The organism is Plantactinospora endophytica, from assembly GCF_016862915.1.
In the GTDB taxonomy this organism is placed as follows: domain Bacteria; phylum Actinomycetota; class Actinomycetes; order Mycobacteriales; family Micromonosporaceae; genus Plantactinospora; species Plantactinospora endophytica.
The window spans coordinates 174,009-200,547 of sequence record NZ_BONW01000039.1 but is presented as its reverse complement, the minus strand read 5'-3'; the positions used below and the strand labels follow the sequence as shown (position 1 = coordinate 200,547).

The 26,539-nt window shown below is 72.8% G+C and carries 22 protein-coding genes, 1 tRNA gene and 1 pseudogene; 13 read left to right on the top strand and 11 right to left on the bottom strand.

From position 1 onward, the window contains the following. Window positions 1-66 precede the first annotated feature (66 nt). The gene (locus tag Pen02_RS32580; protein WP_203869987.1) at window positions 67-2,124 is read right to left on the bottom strand and encodes a DNA gyrase/topoisomerase IV subunit B; all 2,058 of its coding nucleotides are present in this window, start codon (window positions 2,122-2,124) and stop codon (window positions 67-69) included. Between the two features lie 434 nt (window positions 2,125-2,558). Between Pen02_RS32580 and Pen02_RS32575 the strand changes: the two genes are divergently transcribed. Both Pen02_RS32575 and Pen02_RS32570 read left to right on the top strand, forming a co-directional pair. Beyond that, window positions 2,559-3,500 carry a nucleotidyltransferase domain-containing protein gene (locus Pen02_RS32575; protein WP_203869986.1) on the top strand — a complete coding sequence of 314 codons (942 nt, stop codon included), beginning with the start codon at window positions 2,559-2,561 and terminating at the stop codon, window positions 3,498-3,500. Window positions 3,501-3,595: 95 nt separating this feature from the next. Then, a complete protein-coding gene (locus tag Pen02_RS32570; RefSeq protein ID WP_203870129.1) occupies window positions 3,596-4,438 on the top strand; it encodes a nucleotidyltransferase domain-containing protein in 843 nt (280 codons plus the stop codon). Here the strand turns inward: Pen02_RS32570 and Pen02_RS32565 are convergent. Beyond that, window positions 4,435-5,454 carry an SDR family oxidoreductase gene (locus Pen02_RS32565; RefSeq protein WP_203870128.1) on the bottom strand — a complete coding sequence of 340 codons (1,020 nt, stop codon included), beginning with the start codon at window positions 5,452-5,454 and terminating at the stop codon, window positions 4,435-4,437. The genes Pen02_RS32570 and Pen02_RS32565 overlap by 4 nt on opposite strands. Window positions 5,455-5,734: 280 nt before the next feature. Beyond that, a complete protein-coding gene (locus Pen02_RS32560; RefSeq protein WP_203869985.1) occupies window positions 5,735-6,400 on the bottom strand; it encodes a hypothetical protein in 666 nt (221 codons plus the stop codon). 751 nt (window positions 6,401-7,151) lie between these two features. Here Pen02_RS32560 and Pen02_RS32555 point away from each other — a divergent pair. Genes Pen02_RS32555 through Pen02_RS32545 form a run of 3 tightly spaced genes read left to right on the top strand, consistent with a single transcriptional unit; the run spans window position 7,152 to window position 9,885 of the window. After that, entirely contained in the window at window positions 7,152-8,468 is a 1,317-nt protein-coding gene (locus Pen02_RS32555) for an SDR family oxidoreductase (protein ID WP_203869984.1), read from the top strand. Further along, window positions 8,465-9,376 carry a condensation domain-containing protein gene (locus tag Pen02_RS32550; RefSeq protein ID WP_203869983.1) on the top strand — a complete coding sequence of 304 codons (912 nt, stop codon included), beginning with the start codon at window positions 8,465-8,467 and terminating at the stop codon, window positions 9,374-9,376. Before Pen02_RS32555 ends, Pen02_RS32550 begins: the two co-directional genes overlap by 4 nt. Then, window positions 9,373-9,885 carry a putative quinol monooxygenase gene (locus Pen02_RS32545; protein WP_203869982.1) on the top strand — a complete coding sequence of 171 codons (513 nt, stop codon included), beginning with the start codon at window positions 9,373-9,375 and terminating at the stop codon, window positions 9,883-9,885. Before Pen02_RS32550 ends, Pen02_RS32545 begins: the two co-directional genes overlap by 4 nt. 266 nt (window positions 9,886-10,151) lie before the next feature. On the opposite strand, the gene Pen02_RS32540 is transcribed toward Pen02_RS32545, so the two are convergent. Together Pen02_RS32540 and Pen02_RS32535 are read right to left on the bottom strand one after the other, a co-directional pair. Then, window positions 10,152-10,223 (bottom strand) — tRNA-Val (locus Pen02_RS32540). Between the two features lie 50 nt (window positions 10,224-10,273). Then, complete coding sequence (locus Pen02_RS32535) at window positions 10,274-10,891, bottom strand: TIGR02611 family protein (RefSeq protein WP_372445717.1); 618 nt, start codon at window positions 10,889-10,891, stop codon at window positions 10,274-10,276. 275 nt (window positions 10,892-11,166) lie between these two features. Here Pen02_RS32535 and Pen02_RS32530 point away from each other — a divergent pair, with 275 nt between their 5' ends. Next, on the top strand, window positions 11,167-11,598 hold the full coding sequence (locus Pen02_RS32530) for an SsgA family sporulation/cell division regulator (RefSeq protein WP_101365276.1): 432 nt from the start codon (window positions 11,167-11,169) through the stop codon (window positions 11,596-11,598). A 230-nt stretch (window positions 11,599-11,828) separates the two neighbouring features. Here the strand turns inward: Pen02_RS32530 and Pen02_RS32525 are convergent, their stop codons facing one another. Both Pen02_RS32525 and Pen02_RS32520 read right to left on the bottom strand, forming a co-directional pair. Further along, entirely contained in the window at window positions 11,829-12,605 is a 777-nt protein-coding gene (locus tag Pen02_RS32525; RefSeq protein WP_203869980.1) for a glucose 1-dehydrogenase, read from the bottom strand. 187 nt (window positions 12,606-12,792) lie between these two features. Then, the gene (locus tag Pen02_RS32520) at window positions 12,793-14,946 is read right to left on the bottom strand and encodes a glycoside hydrolase family 44 protein (protein WP_203869979.1); all 2,154 of its coding nucleotides are present in this window, start codon (window positions 14,944-14,946) and stop codon (window positions 12,793-12,795) included. 301 nt (window positions 14,947-15,247) lie between these two features. On the opposite strand from Pen02_RS32520, the gene Pen02_RS42165 reads away from it, so the two are divergent. The 3 genes from Pen02_RS42165 to Pen02_RS32500 all read left to right on the top strand — a co-directional run bounded on the left by Pen02_RS42165 (window position 15,248) and on the right by Pen02_RS32500 (window position 17,110). Then, window positions 15,248-16,255, top strand: a complete 1,008-nt coding sequence (locus Pen02_RS42165; protein WP_239141667.1) for an AraC family transcriptional regulator — start codon at window positions 15,248-15,250, stop codon at window positions 16,253-16,255. 70 nt (window positions 16,256-16,325) lie between these two features. Further along, entirely contained in the window at window positions 16,326-16,781 is a 456-nt protein-coding gene (locus Pen02_RS32505) for an RrF2 family transcriptional regulator (protein ID WP_203869978.1), read from the top strand. A gap of 149 nt (window positions 16,782-16,930) precedes the next feature. After that, a complete protein-coding gene (locus Pen02_RS32500) occupies window positions 16,931-17,110 on the top strand; it encodes a DUF4236 domain-containing protein (protein WP_203869977.1) in 180 nt (59 codons plus the stop codon). A gap of 75 nt (window positions 17,111-17,185) precedes the next feature. On the opposite strand, the gene Pen02_RS32495 is transcribed toward Pen02_RS32500, so the two are convergent. Together Pen02_RS32495 and Pen02_RS32490 are read right to left on the bottom strand one after the other, a co-directional pair. Further along, window positions 17,186-18,109, bottom strand: coding sequence for a hypothetical protein (locus Pen02_RS32495; RefSeq protein ID WP_203869976.1), 924 nt, complete (start codon window positions 18,107-18,109; stop codon window positions 17,186-17,188). A 115-nt stretch (window positions 18,110-18,224) separates the two neighbouring features. After that, complete coding sequence (locus Pen02_RS32490; protein ID WP_203869975.1) at window positions 18,225-18,746, bottom strand: VOC family protein; 522 nt, start codon at window positions 18,744-18,746, stop codon at window positions 18,225-18,227. Window positions 18,747-18,845: 99 nt separating this feature from the next. On the opposite strand from Pen02_RS32490, the pseudogene Pen02_RS43260 reads away from it, so the two are divergent. Next, window positions 18,846-19,566: pseudogene (locus Pen02_RS43260) on the top strand (tetratricopeptide repeat protein); the annotation flags it as partial. A 1,393-nt stretch (window positions 19,567-20,959) separates the two neighbouring features. On the opposite strand, the gene Pen02_RS32480 reads toward Pen02_RS43260, so the two are convergent. Together Pen02_RS32480 and Pen02_RS32475 are read right to left on the bottom strand one after the other, a co-directional pair. Further along, window positions 20,960-22,519 carry a sensor histidine kinase gene (locus Pen02_RS32480; protein WP_203870127.1) on the bottom strand — a complete coding sequence of 520 codons (1,560 nt, stop codon included), beginning with the start codon at window positions 22,517-22,519 and terminating at the stop codon, window positions 20,960-20,962. Between the two features lie 181 nt (window positions 22,520-22,700). After that, window positions 22,701-23,357, bottom strand: a complete 657-nt coding sequence (locus Pen02_RS32475) for a response regulator transcription factor (RefSeq protein ID WP_203869973.1) — start codon at window positions 23,355-23,357, stop codon at window positions 22,701-22,703. Window positions 23,358-23,473: 116 nt separating this feature from the next. Here Pen02_RS32475 and Pen02_RS32470 point away from each other — a divergent pair, with 116 nt between their 5' ends. From Pen02_RS32470 to Pen02_RS32460, 3 genes are all read left to right on the top strand, one after another. Further along, a complete protein-coding gene (locus Pen02_RS32470; protein ID WP_203869972.1) occupies window positions 23,474-24,568 on the top strand; it encodes a LolA family protein in 1,095 nt (364 codons plus the stop codon). 61 nt (window positions 24,569-24,629) lie between these two features. Further along, entirely contained in the window at window positions 24,630-25,562 is a 933-nt protein-coding gene (locus tag Pen02_RS32465) for an ABC transporter ATP-binding protein (protein WP_203869971.1), read from the top strand. After that, window positions 25,549-26,532 (top strand): ABC transporter permease, encoded by a 984-nt coding sequence (locus Pen02_RS32460; protein WP_203869970.1) that lies wholly within the window; start codon window positions 25,549-25,551, stop codon window positions 26,530-26,532. The genes Pen02_RS32465 and Pen02_RS32460 overlap by 14 nt, the downstream gene beginning before the upstream one ends. The last annotated feature ends 7 nt before the right edge of the window (window positions 26,533-26,539 follow it).

Sequence of the window (26,539 nt, the reverse complement as noted above, 5' to 3'; positions counted from 1 at the left end):
TCTTCCCTCGCCCGACCGGTGTTCTCCCGGCCGCTGTCGTAACCGCGTGTCCGCCCGCCCGACGGATCAGGCGTCGATCGCCTCCTGGTCGACCCGGTTCGCCGAGTCGATCAGCCAGTTCTTCCGGGGCTCGACCTTCTCGCCCATCAGCAGTTCCAGGACCTGCTCGGCCGCCTCGGCGTCGTCCATGGTGATCCGCCGGACCATCCGGCTGGCCGGGTTCATCGTGGTGTCCCAGAGTTCGTCGGCGTCCATCTCACCGAGCCCCTTGAACCGGGGAATCGGGGTGACGACCTGCTTCCTGGCCTTCTCCAGCCGGCTGACCGTGCCGACCATCTCCGCCTGGGTGTAGGTGTAGAAGGTCTCCGGGTTCTTGCCCCTGGTGCTGATCTTGTGCAGCGGCGGCACGGCGGCGTAGAGCCGGCCGGCCTCGATCACCGGCCGCATGTACTTCGCGAAGAGCGTGATCAACAGGGTACGGATGTGCGAGCCGTCGACGTCCGCGTCCGCCATGATCAGGATGCGGCCGTACCGCAGCGAGGCGAGGTCGAAGGTACGCCCCGAGCCGGCCCCCAGCACCTGGACGATCGCCGAGCACTCGGCGTTGTCCAGCACCTGCTGGAGGCTGGCCTTCTGCACGTTGAGGATCTTGCCCCGGATCGGCAGCAGCGCCTGGTATTCCGAGGAGCGGGCCAGCCGGGCGGTGCCGAGCGCGCTGTCCCCCTCGACGATGAACAGTTCGCTGCGTTCGACCCCGGTGGAGCGGCAGTCGACCAGCTTCGGCGGCATCGCCGCGCCCTCCAGCGCGGTCTTGCGCCGGGCGGCGTCCTTCTGCTGCTTCTGGGTCAGCCGGACCCGGGCCGCGTCGACGATCTTCTGGAGCACCGTACGCGCCTCGGCCTTGGTCTTGCGATCCTCCAGCCAGGCCTTGATGTGCTGCTCGACGACGGTCTGCACCACCTTGGTCACCGGGGCGGTGGAAAGCTCGTCCTTGGTCTGCGAGGTGAACTGCGGCTCCGGGATCCGGACGTGCACGACGGCGGTGAGGCCCTCGAGGATGTCGTCCAGGACCGGGGCGTCCTCCTTCGGCTTGAGCAGGCCGCGGGCGTTACGGATCGCGTCGACCAGGGCCCGGGTGGCGCCCCGCTCGAAGCCCCGGCGGTGGGTGCCGCCGTGCACGTTCCGGATGGTGTTGGTGAAGCACTCCACGGTGCGGTCGTAGCCGGTGCCCCAGCGGAACGCCACCTCGACCTCGGCACGGCGCTCGACGTTGCTCCGCATCACGCCGTTGGCGTCGGCCGCGTTCTCCCGGTAGGTGCCCTCGCCGGTGACCAGCAGCGTGCCGGAGACCGGCTTGTCGGCGGCCGGCGCCAGGTAGTCGACCATGTCGGCCAGGCCGTTCGGGAAGTGGAAGGTCTCGGCGCTGATCGCCCCGCCGGTGGCGTCGCGCAGCACGTAGGTCACGCCGGGCACCAGGAACGCGGTGTGCCGCAGCTTGGTGCGGACCGTCTCGACGTCGAGGACGGCGCCGCTCTCGAAGTAGCGGGCGTCGTGCCAGTAGCGGATCGAGGTGCCGGCCGACTCGCCCCGCTTCATCTTGCCGAGCAGCCGCAGCCCCGGGTGCGCGGCGAAGGACGCGCCGGCGCCGGCCCCGTCGAAGATTCCCGGTACGCCGTGCTGGAACGACATCTGGTGGATCTTGCCTTCTCGGCGCACCGTGACGTCGAACCGCCGGGCGAGCGCGTTGACCGCCGAGGCACCGACCCCGTGCAGGCCGCCGGAGGTCTTGTAGCCGGAGTTGCCGAACTTGCCACCGGCGTGCAGCCGGGTCAGCACCAACTCCACGCCGGAGAGGCCGGACTTGGCGTGCACGTCGGTCGGAATCCCCCGGCCGTCGTCGTCGACCTGCACCGACCCGTCGGCGTGCAGGGTGACCTCGACCCGGGTCGCGTGACCGGCGACACCCTCGTCGGTGGAGTTGTCCACGATCTCGTTGAGCAGGTGACCCACGCCACGGCCGTCGGTCGACCCGATGTACATGCCGGGTCGCTTCCGGACCGCGTCCAGACCCTCGAGGTGGGTGAGGTCGTCGGCCCCGTACAGGATTTCAGGCTGTGCAGTCAACGAGGTGAACTCCCAGGCTTGCCGGTCGTGCGCCGCCGGTCGGCGCGCTGGACGCCGGGGCGGGGCCCGGCGCCGGTAGCGAGCGTACCTACTGCGCGGACCGGGGGGCGGCACCGTCCGGCCCGGCCGTGCCGCGTGGCGAGGAACATCACCCGATTGTCGCGACCGGGTACGACAGGAGTTGCCGCCGGGGGCGGCCGGGCGGGGTCCGGCACCGCCGACACACCTGGCACCGCCGACACACCTGGTGCCCGGAGGTGCCGCCGGGACCGCCGTGATCCCGGGGCTTCGGGAACCTCGGATACGACGCGATACCTCGGGTAAGAGGTGACACCTCAAGTACGACCCCACACCTCGGGACCGGCCCGACACCTCGGATACCGTGCTGCGATACCGGATGCGGCCGGGAGGTCGGGTACGGCACGATGTGCGCCATGTCGAGGCGATCAACGGCGCCCCGGTTGCCCGACGGTACCCAGGTGGTTCTCCGGCAGACCGCCGCCGACCTGACGGGTGCCCGGGTGCAGCGCGGTGCCACCGGCCGGGTGCTCGGTTACGACGCGGCAGTGGACGGCTACCTGGTCCAGCTCACCGACGGGCGCCGGCTGCACAGCCCGCGTGGGCAGCTCGCGCTGCGCAAGGCGTACCAGTGGGATCTGGCGGTCGAGGCGGGGACGGCGGCGGTCGACGCGCCGGAGCTGGTCGGCCGGCACACCGTCTACGCCGCGGTGGTCGGGTCCCGCGCCTTCGGGTTGGCGACCGAGGACTCCGACACCGACGTCCGGGGCGTCTACGCCGCGCCCACCGCCGCCTTCTGGTCACTGGTCAAGCCGCCGAGCCACCTCGACGGGCCGGAGCCGGAGCGGTTCTCCTGGGAGGTCGAGCGCTTCTGCGAACTGGCCCTGAAGGCCAACCCGAACCTGCTGGAGGTGCTGCACTCGCGGACCGTGCTCACCGTCACCCCGGTCGGCGAGGAGCTTCTCAAACTGCGGCCCGCGTTCCTGTCCCAACTCGCCTACCAGACCTACTCGGGCTACGTGCTTAGTCAGTTCAAGAAGCTGGAGGCGGACCTGCGGCAGCACGGCGAGCCCCGGTGGAAGCACGTCATGCACCTGCTCCGGCTGCTCATCGCCGCCCGTGACCTGCTCCGGGAGGGCCGGCTGGAGCTGGACGTCGGGCCGCACCGCGACCGGCTGTTGGCCGTACGCCGGGGCGAGGTGCCCTGGCCGGAGGTGGAACGCTGGCGGCTGGCCCTGCACGCCGACCTCGACGACGCCGTGTCGCACACCCCGCTGCCGGCCGTACCCGAAACGGCCAGAGTGGACGCCTGGCTCTACTCGGTACGGGCCCGCAGCGCCCGGGAGGCACTCGGATGACGCACGCGGAGAACACTCGGACGACGGCTTCGGACGGGACCCTGATGACGCACGCGGACGGCACTTGGACGACGGATACGGACAGCACTCGGATGATGCGCGGGGACGGCGCCCGGACGGTCGGTGACACCGGTCGGGGCGGGCCGGGCCCCGATCTGACCCGGCTCGATCCGGCCAGCCTGTCCGGCGTGCTGGCCGACCAGCCGTACCCGCTGCTCTTCGCCACCGTCTCCGGGGCCCACCTGTACGGCTTCCCGTCCCGGGACTCCGACGTCGACCTGCGCGGCGCACACCTGCTGCCGGCCGCCGAGGTGGTCGGGCTGCGGCACGGGCCGGCCACGGTGGACCGGAGCTGGACCCGGGACGGGGTCGAGATCGACCTGGTCACCCACGACGCGGCGAAGTTCGGCCACCTGCTGCTGCGGCGCAACGGGTACGTGCTGGAGCAGCTCCTCTCCCCGCTGGTGGTGGTCACCGGGGACGCGCACGCCGAACTGGTCGCGCTGGCACCCGCCTGCCTCACCCGGCACCACGCCCACCACTACCGGGGCTTCGCGCACACCCAGCACCGGCTCTACGAGCGCAGCGGTGAGCTGAAGCCGCTGCTCTACACGTTCCGGACCCTGCTCACCGGCATCCACCTGATGCGGACCGGTCGACTGGAGGCCCACCTGCCGACCCTGCTGGCCAAGCTGGCCGAGGCGCCGGGCTACCTCGGCACGCTGATCGGGGCGAAGGCGGCCGGCGAGCACGACCTGCTCGCCGGGGTCCCCGACGCGCCCGGCGCGGACCGTCTGCACGCCGACCTGGCCGCCCTGCACACCGTGCTGGACGAGGCGCAGCAGGCGTCCCGGCTACCCGAGCGGCCGACGGCGGAGCCGGCCCTGCACGACCTGCTGGTCCGGATCCGGCTGGCCACCGCGTCTTCGGCTGGTTAGTCCTCCGAGCCGGCCGGAACGAGATCCCGGATCCGGTACGCCTCGACCAGCCGGTCGTGCAGCGCGTCCATCCGGGCGTCGACCCGCTGCCGGGTCGGGTCGGCGTCGTACCAGTCGACGATCTCCCGGGCGCCCTGGGCGAACGGCACGGTCGCCACGAAGTCCGGCACCAGCCGGCGCACCTTGCTGTTGTCGAAGACCATCGAGTGCGCCTTGTCGCCGAGCAGCGCGGCACCCCACTCGGGGTCCGCCGCCGCGATCGCGGCCGACGGTACGTGCACGATCCGGGCCGTCACCCCGGCCGCCGCGGCCAGCGTGTCGGCGATCTGGTTCCAGGTGAGCACCTCGTCGGAGGTGATGTGGAAGACGTCCCCGATCGCGGCGGGATGCCCGAGCAGCGGCACCAGCCCCCGGGCGAAGTCGGTGTGGTGGGTGAGTGTCCACAGTGACGTACCGTCGCCGTGCACCACCACCTCCCGGCCCCGGCGCATCCGGTCGAGCACGGTCCAGCCGCCGTCGAACGGCACCAGGGTCCGGTCGTAGGTGTGCGACGGGCGCACGATGGTGGCCGGGAACGCCTCGTCGCGGTAGGCCCGGACGAGCAGGTCCTCACACGCGATCTTGTCCCGGGAGTACCGCCAGTACGGGTTGCGCAACGGCGTCGATTCCACGATCGGCAGCCGGGCCGGCGGGGTCTGGTAGGCCGACGCCGAGCTGACGAAGACGTACTGGCCGGTGCGGTCCCGGAACAGTTCCATGCTGGTACGCAGGTGTGCCGGGGTGAAGGCGATCCAGTCGACCACCGCGTCGAACTCCCGGCGGCCGAGCGCGGCCCGGACCGAGTCAGGGTCGCGGATGTCGGCCCGCAGCACGGTGACCCCGGCCGGCAGTGGTCGCCGGGTGGTGGTGCCCCGGTTGAGGACCGTCAGCTCGATGCCGTGCGCGACGGCGAGCCGGGAACAGGCGGAGCTGATGATCCCGCTGCCGCCGACGAAGAGAACCCTGCGGGCGCCGATGGTGCTACCTCCTGTTGCTCGTCACCGAGCTTCCGCGATCGCGACAGCCGGACGCTGGCCCCGGACGCCCACGAAAGGCCACCGGTGTGGCCGTGCCTCCTCGGAAGGCTGCCAGTATGGCCGCTCGGCCGGCCGGGCCACAACGCGTACCGCAACGTCCGTCGCACAGCGTGCCGCAACCGGTCGCATAGCGTGTGGCGACGCGCATCACCTCGGCGTGCGGCGACGCCTCCCGCCCGGCGTGCGGGTACGCCCGTCGCCCAGTGCGGTCGGGCCTGCGTCAGGAACAGTCGAACCGGTAGTCGAACGGACGCTCCGGACAGGACGGACAGACGAAGAGGTAGATGCCGCCGACGTCTCCAAGCATGATGCCGGCCGGGTTCTGGATCGCCCGCCACGGGTGGTCGTCGTCGTCGAACTCCCAGCCCGCCATCGTGGGCAGGTCCTCGACGGGGATCCACCGCCGGTCGTCGCCCCGGTCGAACTCCCAGCTCGCGACGGTGAGCAGGTGTTCCATCCCGGTGCCGCAATCGCACACCGGCCAGTCCGGCGCCTGGGTCCAGCCGGGATAGCCGCCGACCTTGGTCCCGGGCACCTCCGACAGATGCTGCTCGTACCGCCAGCCCGTCTGCTCCGCCAGCCGGCGTACGGTGTCGTCGATCTGATTCCACACCTCGCGGGGCAGGTCGTGGCTCGGGTACTCCACCACCCGTTCCGGGTCGAGCGTGCAGGAATCCGGAACCCGCTCCGGATCGACCTCCTCGTGGGGTACGGGCATCGTCGCGAGCCGGGCGCCGACGTCGGCGCTACGCCGCCAGCGCAGGTACGGCCGGGGCGATATCCACGGCTCGTGGTCGAACGGGCACCAGAGCACCTGCAACAGGTCCGTACTGGCGGGAAACGGCAGGTCAGGGACGTCGGCGGCGAAGAGTTGCAGCACCGGCACCAAGGGCCTCGGGCCGGATCGTCCGGCCCGGCGTCGAGATGGTCCTCGGGGTGTTCGCCCCCGCAGCCCGGCCAGGGCTCGTCGGCTGGCCACAGCAGCGTGCCGCCCATCGAACTCTGCCCGACACCGGGCGTCCCCTTGCGGGGGTGCAGCCGGGTCGCCGTGCGGGCGAAGGGCACGACCTGTGGAAGAAGCTCACGCATGTCGATCGGGCTGGCGATCGTGGTGTGTCGGACGGCGGTCACGACCGGGGATCGTAGTGCCCGGGTACGACCGTCCCGGCCTCTGTGCGGTCGCGTCTGCCCTGCGATCCCGGGCACGCCGGTCAGCTGTTCCTGGTCGACCCGGCACCGCCGGAGGCCTGGTCCGCCCCGTCCGGCGGAACGTCCGGCGCCGCGTCCGGCTGACCCTCCGGCGTCCTCCCCCGGGCCGAACCGCGAGCAGTCGCCCTGGCTGTGGGACGAGCTGGCCAGCAACCCGGACGGTACGTCGAAGGTTCTGGCCGGCGCGCCGTTGGTGCCGGGTCGTCGGCGCCCGGATCCGGGCTGGCCGGGCTGTTCGGAACTGATCCGAACAGGTTCGAACAGGGCCAGACCTGGCGGCTGCGACCACATCGTCCTTTGCTGGGTGATGCGGACGGGGCGCGGTCGGGGCGGCAGCTCGTAGGCGCTCACCGGCCGTTCCACCGCAGTACGGCACCGGATGCCGGTCGACGCGGTGGCACGATCCGACGCCCATCGGGAGGTACCGGATGACCTCGATTCTGCTCACCGGCGCGTCCGGGGTGGTCGGTGCGGCGGTACTCCGTCGGCTGGCCAGCCACCGGGTGACCGCGCTGACCTACCGCGCTGCGGTACCCGGCCGGACGGTACGCGGGGACGTCACCCGGCCGTGGCTCGGCCTCAGCCGGGCCCGGTACGCCGAGCTGGCCGGCGGCACCGACGTGGTGCTGCACTGCGCCGGATCTACCGACTTCAGCGCCGACGACGACACGATGCGCGCCCAGAACATCCGGGGCACCGAGCAGATCGTCCGGTTCGCGGCCGACGCCGGGGCGCGGCTGGTGTTCGCCTCGACCGCCTTCGTGGCCCGGCACGACCTGGCCCGGCCGGCCCGCAACGGCGACCTGGGCAACACCGTCGACCCCCGGCGCTATCTGGCCAGCAAGCTCGCCGCCGAGGAGGCCGTACGCCGCAGCGGCCTGCCGGCCGCGATCGCCCGGATCTCGGTGGTGATCGGCGACTCGGCCGGTGGTGAGACGAGCCGGTTCCAGGGCCTGCACAGCACCACCTCGGCGATCATGCGCAACCTGCTGCCGGTGCTGCCCTTCATCCCCGGCGCACCCGTCGACGTGCTGCCCCGGGACCTGGTGGCGGAGGCGCTGGCGGCCCTCGCCCTGGCCCCGCCCGCAGTGCCGACCCACGACCAGCAGCCCGACGACCAGCAGACCGACGACCAGCAGCCCGACGGGCAGCAGCACGACGGACGGCAGCGCGACGACCAGGAGGCCGGCGGGCAGCAGCGCGACGGACGGCGGCAACGCGACAACCAGCGGGCCGACGGGCAGCAGCGGGCCGGCGAGTACTGGATCACCGCAGGTGACGCCGCGCCCACCGTGCAACGGCTGGTGGACCTGGTCCTGGCCAGATGCGGCGTGCTCGGCCTGCCGGTGACGGTGCCCCGGTTCGCGCCGCCGGCCATGGTGGAACGCGTCATCCGGCCGGTCTTCGTCGACCCGCTACCGGCGCGGCACCGCCGCCGGTTCGCCAACCTGATGGCCCTGGCCAGCCTCTTCGACGACGGCGGCCGGTTTCCGAGCGACCTCGGGACGATGCCGGGCGGGCCACCGGCACCGACCGCCGCGCTTGTCGAACGGGCCTTCGTCGCCTCGCTGGACTACCAGGCCCGGGCCGAGGGCCTGATTCCGCCGACCCTGATTCCGCGACCGGCAGGTCCCGCGCGGATTCCGGACCGGGGACGTTCGACGCGGACCTCGACGCAGCGGGTCCCGGAGCAGCGGGGTTTCGACGACGGAGAGCCGATGGTGTTGCAGGCGAGTCCGGTATGACCGGCCGAAACGTGCCGGCCGGGTACCGGCGCCGACTGCGGGGCGAGCCCCCGGACCACAGCCCGGTGCCGCAGTACGCCGAGTGCGCGCTCGCCGAGGGCACGGCCGGACGGGAGAAGCAGATCCGTACGGCCCTGTCGTACTGGGAACGGACCCTCGGCGACCTGCCCGCGATGGGTATCCCGGCGGACCGCCCCCGCCCGGTCGACGGCACCGGCGGGGTACGCGTGCTGCACACCTTCGAACTGCCCGACGAGACCGTGCGGGAGGTACGCCTGGCCGCCAGTACCGCCCGGACGTCCCTCTTCACGATGCTGCTGACGGCGTACGCGCTCAGCCTCACCGCGCGGACCGGCGGCTCCGAGATCGCGATCCCGGTCCTCGGGGCGGGCCGCAGCCGGCAACAGTGGGACACCGCCGGTTTCTTCGTCGACGGCCACGTGCTGCGGCTGGCCGTACCCGGCAGGCAGACCCTCGCGACGGTGCTGGCCCGGGTGCACCGGGCCCGGACCGCCGCGCGGGCCAACGACGTACCCCTGGTCCGGGTGCTGGAGGCGCTGCCGAACATCGCCGCCGCTGCCTTCGACAACCCCACCGTGGTGCCGACGCCGATCCAGCTCTGCCAGCCGATCCCGGATGTCGCCAACGACGGCGCGACCGTCGGCTACCAGCGGATGAGGCTGCCGCCCGGGGTGATCCAGGAGCAGCCGGTGATGCCGGTGGACTTCCTCTGGGTGATGGAGCCGTACACCTCGTTCGTGGTCCGGGTGATGTACAACCCCCGGATGTTCGACGAGGCCGGTGTCGCCCGGCTGGCCGCCGACTTCCGGCACGCGCTCTGGCTGCTGGTCACCACTCCGCGGATCAGCGTCCGGACCGCCCACGCCGCGATGGAGGTGGAACGGTGACCGCGACGGTGCACCGCGACGAGCTGAACATGACCTCGGATTACGTACCGCCGCGCACCGCACCGGAGCAACCGCTGACCCGGCTGCTGGAGCGCCAAGGCTCGGCGTCGCCCGGATCGGGGGTACGACGACTTCTCCGACCTCGGCGGCCACCCGCGTCTCGCCGCGTTAGCGCCGGTGGTCCGGGGGTAGACAGCGCGATGTACCAATTGCTCGTTTCGTTCACCGTCCAGCCAGACCATCGCGACGACTTCGTCCGGGCGGCCAGGAAGGTCGCACGTGACTCTCTCGCGAACGAACCCGGCTCTCGCCGGTTGGAGGTCATCGCGGACGAGAAGAACCCGGACCTCTTCTACCTGGACGAGGTTTACACGGACGCCAAGGCATTCAACACGCACGCCGAAGGCCCGTACTTCGGTGCTTTCTTCGGCGAGGTCAGCGGTTACGCCGAAGGCCCGACGTGGCTCATGCGGGGAAACGTCGCCGGCGAGGAGGCGGCTGCGGGATAAGCCCGGCCGCCGCGCCGACCTCCGCCGGGCGTCGCCCCGGCCGGGGCTCGGACCCTGCTGGGGCTCGGACCCCGCTGACCCAGAGGCCGCGCGAACTGTGACGTGGTTTCGTTTCCCGCCCTCGACGGCATCAGGTCGGCGCCCGTCGCCGACCTGGTGGCCAGCCCGCTACGACAGTCGCGGGAGGATCCACCGTGGTCCGGTCGGTCACTCCGGAATGAGCAGAGGCCCGGATCATCGATGTGATCCGGGCCTCTCTACCTGCGTGGGCGATACTGGGATCGAACCAGTGACCTCTTCGGTGTGAACGAAGCGCTCTCCCGCTGAGCTAATCGCCCTCAGCGCGGACGACTGTACCTGATCGGCCGGAGCCCGCGCATCTCCGGGGTCAGTGCGTCGCGATGTAGTGCATGAATCGGGCGATGAGGTCGATCCCCAGGCTGGCCCGTACCGACAGCCAGACCACCGCCGCCACGAACACCAGGCCGACCGAACCGATGACTATCCGGACCAACAGGGACTGTTCACGTACCCAACGCGCCCAGCTCTGTACGTGCCGTCGGGTGAAGGTGAGCAGCCGTTTGGCCCAGTGGAACTCCACCGCCCAGATGCCCAGTCCGCCGATGACGATCAGCCAGCCCGGCCCGGGCAGCGGAATCAACGCGAGTCCGAGTGTGACGACGATCGCACCGGCGACCGCCACGAACACCTTCAGCGCGATCCGGCCGGTCGGGTTGGCCCGGATGATCTCCAGCGTGCGGCGGGCGCGCTGCCGCCGGTTCTGCGTCACGAACGGGTCGAGCGGAATCTCGTCGCCGATGCCCGAAGGGGATCCCCTCGCAGGTCCGGCCCGGTCCCCCGATGAAACGCGCTCGTCCTCCGGCACGTCGTACCTCCGCTCTTCGACCGCCCCCGTGACGCCGGAGCGGACCCCGGCGCCGGCCCCGTTCACCCTCGACGCCCCGGACAGAGCTGCTTTCTCCATTGAGGATGGATTCGTAGCCATTTCAACCCCCAGTGTGGCCCGGCCCGTCACTCAACAGGACGACTGGACGTTACCGGAGTGAGTCGACGACTGAACCATCCGGCGTCGGGTGGGATCGAGTACCTGGGCAGAACTGGACATCCTACATAAAGATTCGATTTCGATCGGTGGCTAGGAAGCCTCTTCCCACTACTGGGTGATATCAGCGTATGGCGGAGCGTAACCATGAAGTAGCACCTGAGGATGGGAAAGGCGGGACACATACGTCCCGCAGCGGTGCCGGGGGGAGAACGTCCATGAGTGTCATCCGACCGACCACGGTCGAGGTCGAGACGTCGTTAAGGCTCGTTGCACCTGACGCCACGGCTCTGCCCGTGCGTGCCAGTCTGCGCTACGACCCAGCCGACCCGTATGCGGTCCATGTCCTGTTCCACGCGGAATCCGCCGGAGGCGAAGCGGTGAGCTGGTCCTTCGCGCGGGAGCTGCTCGTCACCGGCCTCGATGAGCCGGCCGGGATCGGCGACGTCCGGGTCTGGCCCTGGGCCACACCTCGGGGCGACTTCGTCGCGCTCGCGCTCTCATCACCGGACGGTAACGCACTGTTCGAGGTGCCACGTAGCGTCCTGGTCAGGTTCCTGCGCCGGACGTACGTGGTGGTGCCCCGAGGCCGGGAAGGGGACCACCTCGACGTCGACACCGCGGTCAACCGACTGCTGGCCGGTCGCTGACCGTTCCCCGCGACGGCCTCGCGGGCACGTCACACCGTTGGAACGCAATCGCCGCCGCGCGGACCCTGCCGAGGTCCGCGCGGCGTCTGCACGGTCAGGCCGGCTCCGGACGAGTCAGGGCCGGCTCCGACAAAGGGTCGGGCGGAGACCGACGGACCGGGCAGGGTGGGCGCCGAGAGACGGTCGGGTGGACACCGGCGGACGGGACCGGGCGTTGACGGCCCGTCCGGTCAGCCGTGCGTGGTGATGCCGCCGTCGACCGGAATGACCGCTCCGGTGAGGTATGCCCCGGCCCGCGAGGCGAGGTAGATCGCCGCCCCGGCCATGTCGTCGGGCCGGCCGATCCGGCCGAGCGGCACCTGGTGCTCGATCGTCGCCCGGGTCGCCGGGTCGTCCAGCGCGAACGCCATCATCTTGCTCTCGAACGGGCCAGGGGCGATCGCGTTCACCGTGATGTGCTCCGGGGCGAGCTGGTGGGCCAGGCTCCGGGTCAGCATGTGTACGGCGGCCTTGGTGGCCGAGTAGGCGTACACCTCCATCCAGGGCACCCGGATGCCGTCGATCGAGCCGATGTTGATCACCCGGGCCGGGTCGTCGGCGCTGGCCGAGGCGCGCAGCGCGGGCAGCAGGGCGGTGGTCAACTGGAAGACCGCCTTGACGTTGACCGCCCAGAGCTTGTCGAAGGCACTCTCCGGGTACGCCTCCAGCGGGGCTCCCCAGGTCGCACCGGCGTTGTTGACCAGTACGTCCAGCGCCGGCACCCGGGACAAGACCTGTTCGGCGAGCCGACCCGCCCCGGCCGTGCTGGAGATGTCCGCCGGGATCGCCACGCACCGGCCGTACTCGGAGAGCTGCTCGGCGACCTCGGCGCAGACGTCCGCCTTGCGGGACGAGATGATCACCTGAGCGCCGGCCTCGACGAATCCCCTGGCGATCATCAGACCGATCCCCCGGGTGCCGCCGGTGACCAGCACCGCCTTGTCCTGCACCGAGAACAGACCTGGCATGCACACCTCTTCAACCGATCGTGGGCCGGCCGGCACCGCGAGATGCCGGCCGGCCGAAAGTCCGGGTACTGCTCGGTAACTTAATCCTGACCGCCCCGACCGGACAACTCCCGGCCGGATCGCGGCACCATCGACTTCGACGCGGCCGGGTTCCCGGCACACTCCCCGGACAGAGTCGTCTGCACCGCTACGGTTCGGTCCCGGCGATGCGTACGCCGTCCAGGTAGACGGTTATCCGGGTGCTGGCCTCGTAGTCAGGCCGGGCCGCCCGCCAACTGTGGTCGTCGGTCTCGACGAACCGGGACCCGTCCGCCTTGGTCAACCGCACCTCGATCGGACCGGTCCGGCCGGCCGCCGGCAGCACCCCGGCGCCCCGGGCGAACCCGAGTTCCAGATATCCGTCCGCCCCGCGCCGGGGCCTGGGCAGCGTGACCAGCGACTGCGTGACGTTGGCGCACCCGATCGCGGCCTGTACGCAGGCCGCCTGCACGGCACCACGGCCGCCGTCCCGGCTGAACCAGTAGCGCAGCGTCACCCGGGACAGGTCGACCGGCACCCGACCGGGGTTGTCGACGTCGACCGCCGGCCGGATCTGGCCGTCCGTCGGCCACCGGTCCAGGTTGCGGTGCAGCACCGACAGCGGCGGCGGGGTGCTCGGCCCGCCGATCACGAAGAGGGTCACCGAGTCGGCCGGGAAGGTGTGCGACAGGATGCCGTTCGGTGCGCCGGCCACCGGCGGCGGCACCAGAATCCGCTGGTCGGCCTCGCGGACGATCGCGCCGAGGTTGCCGGCACCGTAGCGGTAGACCTGGGTGGACGGCGCGGTCCGGCCGCGCAGCGACAGCGAACTGGTCCGTTCGACACCGCTCTTGTTCACCACCATCACGGTCAACGCACCGTCCGAGCCGCGCTCGGCGGCGTACACCGAGAGCTGTTCGGAGTCGGCGGAGGTCGCCCGGACCCCGAGGTCGCCGAACCGGCCGCCGGCACCGTCGTAGTTGCGGTACATCCGGAAGGCGTACGCGCCCGGCTGGCTCGCGGCCGGCGGCGCCCAGAGGGTCGCCAGGTCCAACCCCTCCCGACCGAAGATCCCGAGTACGTCCGCCTGGGCCAGCGCGCCGTTGACGTGGTCCAGCGCCCCCCAGTTGTACTCGGTGATGGCCGTCCTCGTCCCCGGATAGTTCGCCGCCACCAGTTCCTTCATCCGGGGCACCAGCCGCACCTGGGTGTTGATCCAGCTCTCGTCGGTGTACGTCGGGTCCCAGAGCGCCCGGGTCGAGCGCAGCCGCAGCGCGTTGGTGGCCGGGTCGTTGCCGTTGCCGAACGCCACCCCGGCGGCCTGCGGGTAGAAGTGCATGTCGAAGTAGTCGAGCACCCGCTGCCCGTGCCGTGCCTCGTAGTCGCGCATCTGCTGGAGGTACCAGGTGGCGAACGGCAGCCCGTTCCGGTTCGGCCGGTCCGGCGGGTTCGCCCAGCACCCGGTACGCCCGCACTCCTCCTGGTCGAGTCCGGAGTGATCCCAGGACGTCCAGCCCCAGCCGACCGGGCCGAGCGTCGCCGCCGTCGGGTCGACCTCCTTGACCGCCGCGCCGATCGCGTACGCCTGGTCGCGCAGTTCCGCCGAACTGGCGCCGGTCGGGTGCACGTCCCGGTGGGTGGAGTGCCAGATGTCCGGCTCGTTGTCCAGGTTGTAGAACTTCACCCCGCCCTCGGCCGCGGTGCCGTACTTGCCGGTCAGGTGGCGGAGCCACTCCCGGACGTACTCCGGGCCGGCCTCCACACTGGTGTCGTGCGGGTCGTTGCCGGTCACGAGCGTGCCGTCCGGCCGTACGCCGTTGCCGCAGTCGGGCCGCCACTCGTCGGTACGCTGCTGCGGGCCGTACTTGGCGACCGAGAAGCCGCACGAGCCGTCCCGGGCCTTCGGCGCCCACCCGATCAACGGCACCGTCAGCACACTGTCGGTGCCGGTACGCCGGTCCTGCTCGACGAACCGGTCGGTGGACGAACCGTCCGGCAGCGCCGCCGGATCCGCGTTCTCCTCGGCGATGTTCTCGAAGAACCAGTCCGAGGCGCGGTTGGTGGTGTCGTAGCGGTAGTGGTAGCGGGTGGTGGCGTTGCCGCCCCAGCGGCGTACCGGCAGGGCCAGTTCCTCCGCCAGGGCCTCGTCGGTGAAGTTCATGCCGTAGATGTGCGGGCTGATCGGGTGCCGGTCGGCGGCGACGTTCACCTCCAGCGCCGGCCCGGGTTCGGCGAGCGCGGCGGGCGGGGCGGCGACGACCGCCGCACCCGTGGCGACGAGCAGGGTGCTGGTGGCGATGGACAGGACGGATCTGCGACGCATGCGGGATCTCCGGAACTCTCCAGGGGTCCAGCCCGATGGGCGGACGTGGCGGGTCGGTGTCTCGCGTGCACCCGTCGCTGCTCCCGCGCGCGGTTGGTCTTGGCCCGGACCGGGGTCAGGCTACCGATCGGCCGACCTTACGGTCAACGTCAGGCGTCGATGTCTGACCGTCCGACCCCGGTGCCGCACCAGCTCGGCACGGCGGCCGCCACCAGGCGGGGCGATCCTCGGCGCGGTCGGCGGCGCGGGTGGGCCGGGCGAGGGGTGCGCGCCGGGCCGTCGGCGGCTAACGTCGCAGGTGATGGTCCGATTCGGTCAGTTCCCCGGCAACCCGGGAGAGGTGCCGGCCCAGCCCGGCTGGGCCGGCATTCGCACCCTCACCCTGCGCGACTACGTCCTCGAGCCGGCCCGCCGGGGACCGCTGCTGGTCGATCGGCATCTGCTCATCCTGGTCACGGTCGGACACGGCACCCAGGAGGTCGACTTCCGGACGTACCCGTGCCGGCCGGGGTCACTGCTCTGGGTGCAGCCCGGTCAGGTGGTCCGGCACGGCGGGCAGGCCGGGCTCGACGCGATCATGGTCTGGTGGACCCCGGAGACCATGCGGGATCTCGGCGTTCTGCCGGTCGCGCCCGCGTTCGCCGCCGGTCACTGGCAACTCGCCGGTGAGGACGAGGACGCGGTGATCAGCGAGGTCAGCCAACTGGTGGTGGACTGCCAGCGGCACCGGGGCGACCGGCTCGCCGCCGACCTGTTGCGGCACCAGCTCGCCGTCCTGCTGCTGCGGCTGGCCCTACTGCCCCGCGATCCGGCCGATCCCGGCGTACTGCCGTCCGGTGTGCTGCCGCCGGGTGTGCTGTCGTCCGGTGTGCCTCCGTCGGGCCGGTCGCCGGCCGGTGCGGAGCCGCCCCCGTCGACGCGGGACGGCAGGGGGCCGACGGGTTCCGCCCTGGACGGGGTGGACCCGACCGGCACTTTCTGGCGGCTGCGGCACGAGGTCGAGCGCTCGTACGGGCAGACCCGGCGGGTCGAGGACTACGCCGGCCGGCTGGACTGCTCGGTCCGTACCCTGACCCGGGCCTGCCTGGCCGCCACCGGGCGCAGCGCGAAACAGGTGATCGACGAGCGGGTGGCGCTGGAGGCCCGCCGGCTGCTGGCCGCGACCGACCTGTCGGTGGCCGACGTCGGCCGGCGGCTCGGCTTCCCGGAGCCGACCAACTTCGGCCGGTTCTTCCAGCGGGAGGTCGGGCACAGTCCCGGCGCCTTCCGCGCCGCGCTGGCCGGCTCGCCCCCCGCCGTCCCGGGCTGACCGGCCCCACCCCGGCGCGCCGCCGGCCCCGCCGCCCCGGCCGACCAGCCCGACCATGGATGATGGTGCCGTGCAGATCTCCGCGCGAGGCGACTACGCGGTACGGGCCGGGCTCAGTCTCGCGGCGACGTACCCGGCGCTGATGTCCGCCCAGGCGCTCTCGGCAGAGCAGGACCTGCCCCGGAAGTTCCTCGAGGCGGTCCTGGCCGACCTGCGCCGGGCCGGGATCGTCAAGGCCCAGCGTGGCGCGGAGGGCGGTTACACGCTGGCCCGCTCGCCCCGTGAGGTGACGGTGGGCATGATCCTGCGCGCCGTGGACGGCCCGCTCGCCGGGATCCGCGGGCTGCGCCCCGAGCAGACCCGGTACGACGGCGCGGCCGAGAACCTGCCCCGGCTCTGGGTGGCCGTCCGCGCGGCGGTACGGGACGTGGTCGACGAGGTGAGTCTCGCCGAACTGATCAGCGGCCGGATGCCGGCGCACGTACGGAAGCTGACCACCCGACCGGACGCCTGGCAGCCGCGCTGACCTCCCGCCCCGCGACCGGCCACCCCGGACCGTCCGCTGCGGACCGTCGGATTTCCGAACCGGTACCGACACACGTTTGCCGAACATCCGTACGGGGAACTTCACGGCCACCCCCGGAAGAAAGCAACTGTCTCGAAGGGAGCATGGCCGTGGGACTGATGTTCCGTAAGCGTAAGAAGTTCGGTCCGCTGATCCTCAACTTCACCGAGAACGGTTTCTCCTCGTGGAGTATCAAGATCGGACGCTGGTCGTGGAACTCCCGGGCCCGCGCGCACCGGGTCGACCTGCCCGGCCCGCTGTCCTGGAAGCAGGACAAGGCACGCCGGTAGGCGGACGGAGATGGCGGGACAGGGATGCCGGCGGGGCCGTCGGCGTCCCTGTTGCGTACTCGGGCTGATCCGGGATCAGGGTGTGGGGGCGGTGGTGATGGTGACGTCGCCGGCCAGCCGGCCCGCCTCGGGCTCCCGGCGTACCAGCCCGGCGGCCAGCAACGCCAGCAGCACCCGGTTGGTGTCGGCCGGCCGGTAGACCGTCCGCTCGGCGGTGAACTGCCGCAGTTCGGTGACTGACGCGGCACCGACGGTCGCCAGCCGGGTCAGCAGTTCCCGGCGCAGCGGCCCCGGATGTGGCGCCAGCGAGATGTCCAGCAGGTGCCCCTCCGGATCGGCGGGGTCCCGGTAGCGCACCCCGGCGTACTCGTCCACCGCCCACAGGGCGTTCTTGAAGGCGTCCAGCCGCTTGCCGGCGGCGGTGCCGAAGACCAGCACCTCGGAGCGGGCCGGCGTCTCGGCAACCAACTCCACCTCGGTCACCAGTGGCAGCCCGGCCTCGGTGAGCAGCCGTCGGTGGTCCGCGCCGGACCAGACCGGCGGATCGAGCACCAGCAGCAGTTCGGCGGGGCGACCACCGGCCACTGCGGCGAGGATCTCGGGCGCCGGTCCCGGACCGCCGGTGCCGTCCAGGTACACGAGCAGCGGCGCGCCGGCCGCACCGGCCGCCTTCAGCCCCACCGGCAGCCGTTCGACGCCGCCCGGCACCAGGTGCGCGGTCAGCCCGTCGGGCAGCTCCGACTGGGCCGCCGCGTGCCGCGCCGACAGGTCGTGGTCGTCGGCGGGGCCGATCGTCAGTGCGGTCGTCCGGCGCCCACGCAGCAGGTCGGCGAACTCGGCGAAGACCCGCAACGCGGCGTCCGCGACACCGCCGTCCGCCCCGGCGTACGCCTGCGCGAAGGTGACCCGGCGGGACCGGTGCAGCGCGGCCGGCGTCCAGGAGTCGAGCTGGCGTACCAGCAGTTCCCGTTTGACTACGCCGATCGGGTCGGTGGACATGCAGCGGTTCTACCCTGCCCGACCCGCCCCTGTCATCTCGGCGGCCGTCCCGCCGCACCGCCGCCGGCCGCTCCACGGTCAACGGGCCAGGAGCCGGCCGGTACAGGTCGGCGGGTCAGGACGGGACGGAGACGCCGACGCCGCCACGGGTCTGGCCGCCGTACCGTCGCTTCTCCGCGTCGAGGTCGAGCCGCGAGATCCGGCGGCGCGCGGCCAGGGTCTGCTCGTCGAGCCGGTCGGCCGGGACCAGCCACACCACCTCGAACTCCAGCCCGTCCGGGTCCTTGCCGTAGAGGCTCTTGGTGCTGCCGTGGTCGGAGCTGCCGGCCAGTGCGCCCGCCTCGGAAAGCCGGCCGGCGAGCACCGCCAGCTCGTCGAGGGTGTCCACCTCCCAGGCCAGGTGGTAGAGCCCGACCGTGGTCCGACCGGCGCCGGACGGCCCGGCGGCGGCACCGACCTCGAAGAGGCCGAGGTCGTGGTCGTTGGTGGAGCCGGGTGCCTGGAGGAAGACGGCGCCGTCGAAGCCCTCGGGGGTCATCGGAACCGGCCGGAAGCCGAGCACGTCACGGTAGAACGCGACGCTGCGGCCGAGGTCGCGGACGAAGAGTACGGCGTGGTTGAGCCGGTGGATCGCCATCTCTCCACGGTAGCCCGCACCCCGGGCTGCCCGAGATGCGGAGCAAACTGCCCCACCTGCCCTCTTGTACTGAACGTCGCCGGACAAGCACGATGGGGCGTGGCTTCCGGCTTCGGTGAACTCACCCAGCAGGCGAACGCGCTCGTGGCAGCCGGTGACCTGACCGGGGCCCGGAATCTGCTCGGCCCGCCGCTCGACGCCGCCGACCCGAGTCCCGGGCACGCCTCCGCCGAGTTGGCCGAGGCGGCCGGCCTCCAGGCCCGGGTACTCGTCGCGCTCGGCGACGCGCACGCCGCCCGGGGCTGGGCCGCGTTCGCGTACTCCGCGAGCACCCGGCTGTACGGCGCCGCCGACCAGCGGACCGTGGCCACCGCGGCCACCCTCGCCGCCGTACTGCACCGGGTGGGCAGCCATTCCCGGGCCGCCCGGCTGTACCGGGACGTGATCATCGAACTCACCGCGAACGACGGACCGGAGTCGTTGCGGGTACTCGCGGCGCACGCCGACCTGGCCACCGTGGAGTACGCCCAGGGCGAGTGCACGCTGGCCCGGAACCGGTTGGAGGACGCCTGGGAGCTGCACCGGGAGGTGTACGGCGACGGGCACCCGGGCGGGATCCGGATGCTCGCCCGGCTCGGTGCCATGCAGCGCGACTGCGGGTTCTTCAACCAGGCGCACGAGCATCTCGCCCTGGCCCGCGAGCTGTGCCGGGAGCACCTGCCGGCCGACCATCCGCTGGCGACCCAGGTCGGGGCGCTCGCCCGGGCGGCGGCCGATCCCGACCACGTCTGCGCCGACGCCGGGCCGGAGCCCGACCATCCACCGCACGGCGGTCATGGGCAGCACGCGGCACAGTGGTCGCCGACACCACCGCAGCACGGGACACCGCCACAGCACGCGGCACCGCCAGCACAGCACGGGACACCGGCACGGCACGCCGAGCCACCACCGCAGCACGCCGCGCCGTCGCCGGAGCACGGGACGCCACCACCGCAGCACGCCGCAGCACCGCCACATCACGACGCGCCGACGTGGCAGCCCGGACAACCGTCGGCGGCCACGCCGTTCGGCGGGGAGCCGGGACATCCGGAGTGGCAGCCCGGACAACCGTCGGCGGCCACGCCGTTCGGCGGGGAGCCGGGACATCCGGAGTGGCAGCCCGGACAACCGTCAGCAGCCACGCCGTTCGGCGGGGAGCCCCGGCATCTCGACCGGCCGTACCGGAATGGGGCGACGGCGGCGGCCGGGCCTCCGTCCGACGGGGACCATCCGCCGGACGCCGAACTGCCGCCGCGCGACGAGCTGCCGCCACTGCGGTTTCCGCCGCCGATCCCGCCCCGGTCCACCGGGACCGCACCGGCGGGCCCGACGGTGCCGCCGCCCCGGTTGCCACCCGCACCACTCGTCGAGCCGCCGCCCCGGTGGGCCACCCCGCCGACGGCCGGGACGGTGGTGCCACCACCCCGGACGGCGACCGACCGGGCCGGGTCGGGCTTCGCCCCCAACGGGACCGGCGCCGCACTGGCCGGCGGGATGGACGGCGACCCGGAGCACGGCTGGTGGCCGCCGGACGTGGCCCGACGCACCCCGGACGGCGACGACGACCTGGCCGACGGTCCGCATCGTGCGCCGGCCCCCACCGACCGGTGGCAGCCGGAGCACCGATCCGGGTCGGCGGCGGTCGCCGAACGGCCGTACCCGGAACCGCCGGGCAGCGGCGCCGTCGACCTCGGCGAGCCCGACGGGGTACGACAGGTCGGGAACCTGCCCGAGCGGCGCTCGTCCCGGTTGCCGGTCCGGGTTCACCGGCCCCCGGCCACGGTCCGTCGGATGCCGACGACCGTCGTCGCCGGCCTGGCGGTGCTGGTGCTGCTCGGCACGGTCGCCGTGGTGGTCGGGTTCGGGCTGGCCGGCGGCGACGATCCGGCACCGCCGGCACCCGGTGTGGCGACCACCGCTCCGGCCGCACCACCGGGCACACCGCCGCCGGCCGCCCCCGGCACCCCACCCGGCTCGGTCACCCTGGCCGACAACCGGAGCAGCGTGACCCTGGGCTGGAGCTATCCCAACGGCGCCAAGGGACCGGTGGTACTCGCCGGCGGGCGCGCCGGCCAGGAACTCCGGCCGTTCCAGGAACTGCCGGCAGGGTCGACCGGCTACGTCGTCTACGGCCTGGACGCTCGGGGCGACTACTGCTTCTCCGTCGCGGTCGTCTACTCGGAGAGCGTGGTCGGCGAGGCCGAACCGGTCTGCACCGACCGGCCCGGCGGTTCCCCGGCCGCCCGCTGAACTCCGACGACCGAATCCGGTCGCGGCGGGGGCGGGTCGGCGTCGCCGTCCGGGGCGGGACGTTCGGCGACCGGCACGCGCACCTCGACCCGTAGTCCGGGTGCGGCGTCGCCGAGGGTCACCGTGCCGCCCTGGCGGCGTACCAGCTCGCGGACGATGGCCAGGCCGAGGCCGGCGCCGCCCGCGTCCCGGGCCCGCGCGTCATCAAGCCGGGTGAACCGGTCGAAGACCCGGTCCCGGTCCCCGGCCGGGATGCCGGGCCCGTCGTCGGTGACGGTCACCAGGTGGTACGCCGGACCGGTCCAGCCGCCGGGGCCGGCCTCCAGCACCACCTCGCTGGTCGTGTGCCGGACCGCGTTGTCCAGCAGGTTGGCCAGGATCCGGGCCAGTGCGTCCGGCTCGGCCACCACCCAGAGCGGGAACCTCGGCGCGACCACCCGCAGCGGCGGCGCCGGGTACCGCTCGGCGACCTCGGCCAGCAGCTCCCCCAGTTCGACCGGTCCGGCGGCCCGGGACGGTCGGGCACCCGCCTCGTCGAACCGGGCGAGCAGCAGCAGGTCGTCGACGAGCCGGCTGAGCCGCTGGGTGTCGGCGAGCAGGTCGTCGGCGACCCCCGGCCAGTCCGTCGCCGGGCCGAGCCGCTGCGCCACCTCGAGCTGGGTACGCATGTTCGCCAGCGGGCTGCGCAGTTCGTGTGCGGCGTCGGCGACGAACAGGCGTTGCCGGGCCCGGGCCGACTCCAGCCGGCCCAGCATCCCGTTCAGGGTCACCGCCAGCCGGTGGATCTCGTCGTGCGAGGCGGGCAGCGGCAACCTGCCCGGCCGGGCACCGCCGGTGATCTCCTCGGCGCCGGCCCGCAACGTCTCGACCGGGCGCAGCGTGGCGCCGATCACCCGCCACGCCACGGCGGCCAACGCGACCAACAGCAGCGGAAAACTGATCAGCAGGATGGTGCGGACCACGGTCACGCTGTGCCGTACGTCCGCGGTGGACTTGGCCACCAGTACCGTCTGCGGATCGGCGGTCGGGCCGGCGGGCACCGCGACCACCCGGATCGGGCCGTCCAGGCCGAGGCGCCGGCCGGGCAGGTAGAACCGGTCCCGTTCACCGGCGTGGAAGTGCCGCAGCTCGTCGGGGTAGAGCATCGGCACCAGCCGGTCGGCGTCGATCGAGGCGGCCCTGATCCGTCCCTGCCGGTCGAGCACCTGCACCCGTACCTGGCCACCGGCGACCGGCAGCGGGTCCGGCAGCGCGTTCTGGCCGGCCAGCCGGGCCACCGCCTCGGCGGTCTTCAGCGCCTCGGTGTCCACGGTGCGCTGGAGCGCGTAGCCGAGCGCGCCGATCAGCACCAGCCCGCCGACGGCGAGACCGGCCGCCAGACCGGCCGCGCTGATGATGGTGAGCCGGGCCCGCAGGCTCAGCGTCAGCCAGGGTCGCCGCCAGCCGGGCCGGCCGAAACGCTCCCGGAACGGCAGCCGGGTCATCGCTCGGGCCCGGGTCGGCATCGCCCCGGCCAGTTCCCGGATCCGGGCCGCGTCGGCCATCGTGCCGCCGCCCGTCGGGTACCCGTCGGAGAGCGCGATGCCCCGGTCACCGCCGCCCGTCGGATCGCCCGGCACCGCGCCCCGGCCGGCACGACCATCTGGTGACCTCGGTCCGGCGGGGTCATGTCACCAGCCGGTAGCCGGCTCCCCGGATCGTCTCCAGCCGGTCCCGACCGATCTTGCGGCGCAGGTAGCCGACGTAGACCTCTACAGCGTTCGGGGCGGTACGCAGACTGGCGTCCCAGACGTGGTCGAGCAGCTCCGTCTTGGAGACCACCTCGCCGGCCCGGCGGAGCAGGTATTCGAGTAACGCGTACTCCCGGGCGGTGAGTTCGACCTCGACGCCGTCCCGGGTCACCCGACGGCGGGCCGGGTCGAGGCTCAGGTCACCGGCGACCAGCACCACCGGACGGCGCGGCGCACCCCGGCGCAGCAGGGCGCGCAGCCGGGCCAGCAGCACCACGTACGAGAAGGGCTTGGTCAGGTAGTCGTCCGCGCCGCAGTCCAGCCCGTCGGCCTGGTCGTACTCGCCGTCCTTGGCGGAGAGCATGAGCACGGGCAGCCAGTGCTTCTCGGCCCGCAACTGGCGTACCACCCGGTAGCCGGAGAGCCCCGGCAGCATCACGTCCAGGATCATCGCGTCGTACCCGCCGTGCCGGGCCAGGTCGAGCCCCTCCGGCCCGGTACCGGCCACGTCGACCACGAACCCCTCGGCCTGGAGGCCGCGCTGCAACGCCGTGGCCAGTCGGGCCTCGTCCTCTACCACCAGCAAGCGCACCGGACAAGCGTGCCATCCCCGGGGCGGGGCAACCAGACCCGGCTGAGTGAGGCCACAGCGGTTCTCAGTGGTTTCACAGTGCCGGAGGCGCAGGATGGAGCACAGGAGGTACGAACATGTCTGTTTTCCAGACCCGGCCCGCGTTGCGGTGGCTGGTCCCGACCGGTGCGGCCCTGGCGATCCTCGGCGGAGGTGCGGCGGTCGGCACGTTCGCCTCGGCCGCCGAGCCGAACCTGCCCGAGCGGAGTGCCGCACAGCTCCTCGTCGACCTGCAGACCGCCCGGCTGGACGGCCTCTCCGGCACCGTGATCAAACGCGCCGACCTCGGGCTGCCCAGCCTGCCCGGCATCGGTGGCCGGGGCAGCGCCGAACTGACCTCGCTGGTCTCCGGTACGCACACGCTGCGGGTCTGGCACGCCGGCCCGGACAAGACCCGGGTCGCCCTGCTCGGCACCCTCGGCGAGACCGACGTGATCCGCAACGGCAAGGACGTCTGGATCTGGGACAGCCAGGCCAACAAGGCCGAGCACAGCACGCTGGACGGCCAGCCGACGGGCCGGCCCGGTCACCTGCCGACCACTCCGCAGGAGGCCGCCGAGCAGGCGTTGGCGGCGGTCGATCCGAGTACCCGGGTCAGCGTCGGGCGGTCCGCCTCGATCGCCGGCCGGGACGCGTACGAACTGGTCCTCGAACCCCGGGACGCGACGTCGCTGGTGGGCCAGATCACGATCGCGATCGACGCCGCCGAGCACGTACCGCTGCGTTTCCAGGTCGTGCCGCAGGGCACCAGCAAGCCGGCCTTCGAGGTGGCGTTCACCCAGATCGACTTCGAGCGCCCGGACCCGGCGCAGTTCGTCTTCAACCCGCCGCCGGGCACCGTGGTCACCGAGGGGGCGCGGCCGGACGGCAAGCCGATGGCGCTGCCGGCCGAGGTCGAGCGGCCGACGGTGGTCGGCAAGGGCTGGACGAGCGTACTGGTCGCCGAGGTGCCCCAGCTCGCCGAGGTCGCCAAGGTCGCGGAGACCGACGGGGCGGAGGCCGCGCTGCTGCGGAGCGTGCTCGGCGGCCTGCCCGAGGTGAACGGCGCGTGGGGCACCGGCCGGATCGTCACCGGCAAGCTCTTCACCGCCCTGCTCACCGACGACGGCCGGGTGCTGGTCGGCGCGGTGACGCCGGAACGGCTCTACGAAGTCGCGCAGAGCACCAGATGACCGGCCACCGGCCGGAGCCCTCGCCCGGCGTGCCGGGTAGCGCGAGCGGAGGACCCGCCCGGTGCCGGAGGTAGCGGTGCGGAGCACGGGGCTGAGCAAGCGGTTCGGCCGCCAGGTCGCGGTGGACGCCGTCGACCTGGCGGTTCCGCGTGGCGCGGTGTACGGCTTCCTCGGCCCGAACGGTTCCGGCAAGACCACCACGATCCGGATGCTGCTCGGCCTGGTCCGGCCGACGTCGGGCGGGCACGCGCTGCTCGGTCGAGCGATGCCGGACGGGGCGGCGGAGGTGCTGCCCCGGATCGGGGCACTGGTGGAGGGACCCGCCTTCCACCCGTACCTGTCGGGGGCGGACAACCTGCGCCGGCTGGACGCGGCGGACCGTACCGCCGACCCGCGCAGTTCGGCGGCCCGGATCGGTGCGGCACTGGACCGGGTCGGGCTGACGGCGGCGGCCGGCAAGCGGTACCGGGCGTACTCGCTCGGCATGCGTCAGCGGCTGGCGCTGGCCGCCGCGCTGCTGGTCCCCCGGGACCTGCTGATCCTGGACGAGCCGACGAACGGGCTGGACCCGCAGGGCACCCGGGAGGTGCGGGCACTGGTCGGCGCGCTCGCCGCCGAGGGCGTGACGGTGCTGCTCTCCACCCACCTGCTGGCCGAGGTGGAGCAGGTCTGCACCGACGTGGGCGTGATGCACCGGGGCCGGCTGGTCGCCCAGGCGTCACTGGCCGAGCTGCGGGCGGCGGCGGCACCCCGGGCCCGGGTGAGCACCGGCCGGCCGGCGATGGCCGCCCAGGTACTGCGCGAGCTGGGCCTTGCCGAGGTCGCGGAGTCCTCCGGGGAGGCGAGCGCGGCACTCGGGGCGGTGCCGCCGGAGAAGGTGGTGGCCGCCCTGGTGCACGCCGCCGTGCCGGTACGCGGCTTCGCGGTGGACGCCCCCGACCTGGAGGAACTGTTCGTCTCGCTGACCGGGGAGGGCTTCGATGTCAGCGGTTGACTCGCCGGCCGACGTCCCGCCAGGCAGTTCCCCGGCAACCGGCGCCACGGCGAGCGGTGCCGTGGCGAGCAGTGCCGTGGCGAGCGGCGCCTTCCCGGGTGGGACGGTGTCGCCCGGGACGGTCCGGCGGCGGGGCTGGCGGTCCGGCCGCACCGGCAGGGCCCGGTTCTTCCGCTCGGAGTTGCGACTGGTCTTCGGCCGACGGCGCAACCAGGCCGGGATGGCGGCGCTGGCCGCCGTACCGGTGATCATCGCTGTCGCGCTGCGGGTCACCGACGGGCCGACGGAGGCCGGCCGCGATCCGGGGTTCTTCTCGGCGATCAGCGGCAACGGGTTCTTCGTGGCGCTGGCCGCCCTCGGCGCGGAACTGGGCCTGTTCCTGCCGATCGCGGTGGCGGCGATCGCCGGGGACAGCATCGCCGGTGAGGCGAACTCCGGCACCCTGCGCTACCTGTTGACGGTGCCGGTCGGGCGTACCCGGCTGCTGGCCGTCAAGTACGCCGCAATCGTCGTCTTCGTGGCCACGGTGACCCTGCTGGTCGCGGCGATCGGCCTGCTCGCCGGACTGGCGCTGTTCGGCGGTGGGCCGGTGACGCTGCTCTCCGGCGTCCAGGTGAGCCTGGCCGAAGGACTGCTCCGGCTGCTCGGCGTCTGTGCCTATCTGACGGTCGGGCTCTGCGCGCTGGGTGCGGTCGGGCTGTTCGTCTCCACCCTGACCGAGCAGCCGATGGGTGCGACCATCGCGACCACGATGCTCGCGGTGACCAGTTTCGTACTGGACAGCATTCCGCAGCTCGACTGGCTGCACCCGTATCTGCTGACCCACCACTGGCAGGCGTTCGTCGAACTGCTCCGCGATCCGGTCGCGTTCGACGCGCTCCGCCCCGGCCTGCTCTCGGCGGCCGGCTACGCGGTGGTGTTCCTCTCCGCGGCCTGGGCCCGGTTCGGCGGTCGGGACGTGACCAGCTAGTCCGCCC

Coding starts and splice junctions, on each gene's coding strand:
- Pen02_RS32530 (WP_101365276.1), top strand. CDS start 11,167: ATGAGTGTCATCCGACCGACCACGGTCGAGGTCGAGACGTCGTTAAGG.
- Pen02_RS32490 (WP_203869975.1), bottom strand. CDS start 18,746: ATGGCGATCCACCGGCTCAACCACGCCGTACTCTTCGTCCGCGACCTC.
- Pen02_RS32535 (WP_372445717.1), bottom strand. CDS start 10,891: ATGGCTACGAATCCATCCTCAATGGAGAAAGCAGCTCTGTCCGGGGCG.
- Pen02_RS42165 (WP_239141667.1), top strand. CDS start 15,248: ATGGTCCGATTCGGTCAGTTCCCCGGCAACCCGGGAGAGGTGCCGGCC.
- Pen02_RS32480 (WP_203870127.1), bottom strand. CDS start 22,519: ATGACCCGGCTGCCGTTCCGGGAGCGTTTCGGCCGGCCCGGCTGGCGG.
- Pen02_RS32520 (WP_203869979.1), bottom strand. CDS start 14,946: ATGCGTCGCAGATCCGTCCTGTCCATCGCCACCAGCACCCTGCTCGTC.
- Pen02_RS32575 (WP_203869986.1), top strand. CDS start 2,559: ATGTCGAGGCGATCAACGGCGCCCCGGTTGCCCGACGGTACCCAGGTG.
- Pen02_RS32550 (WP_203869983.1), top strand. CDS start 8,465: ATGACCGGCCGAAACGTGCCGGCCGGGTACCGGCGCCGACTGCGGGGC.
- Pen02_RS32460 (WP_203869970.1), top strand. CDS start 25,549: ATGTCAGCGGTTGACTCGCCGGCCGACGTCCCGCCAGGCAGTTCCCCG.
- Pen02_RS32570 (WP_203870129.1), top strand. CDS start 3,596: ATGCGCGGGGACGGCGCCCGGACGGTCGGTGACACCGGTCGGGGCGGG.
- Pen02_RS32470 (WP_203869972.1), top strand. CDS start 23,474: ATGTCTGTTTTCCAGACCCGGCCCGCGTTGCGGTGGCTGGTCCCGACC.
- Pen02_RS32525 (WP_203869980.1), bottom strand. CDS start 12,605: ATGCCAGGTCTGTTCTCGGTGCAGGACAAGGCGGTGCTGGTCACCGGC.
- Pen02_RS32555 (WP_203869984.1), top strand. CDS start 7,152: ATGACCTCGATTCTGCTCACCGGCGCGTCCGGGGTGGTCGGTGCGGCG.
- Pen02_RS32495 (WP_203869976.1), bottom strand. CDS start 18,109: ATGTCCACCGACCCGATCGGCGTAGTCAAACGGGAACTGCTGGTACGC.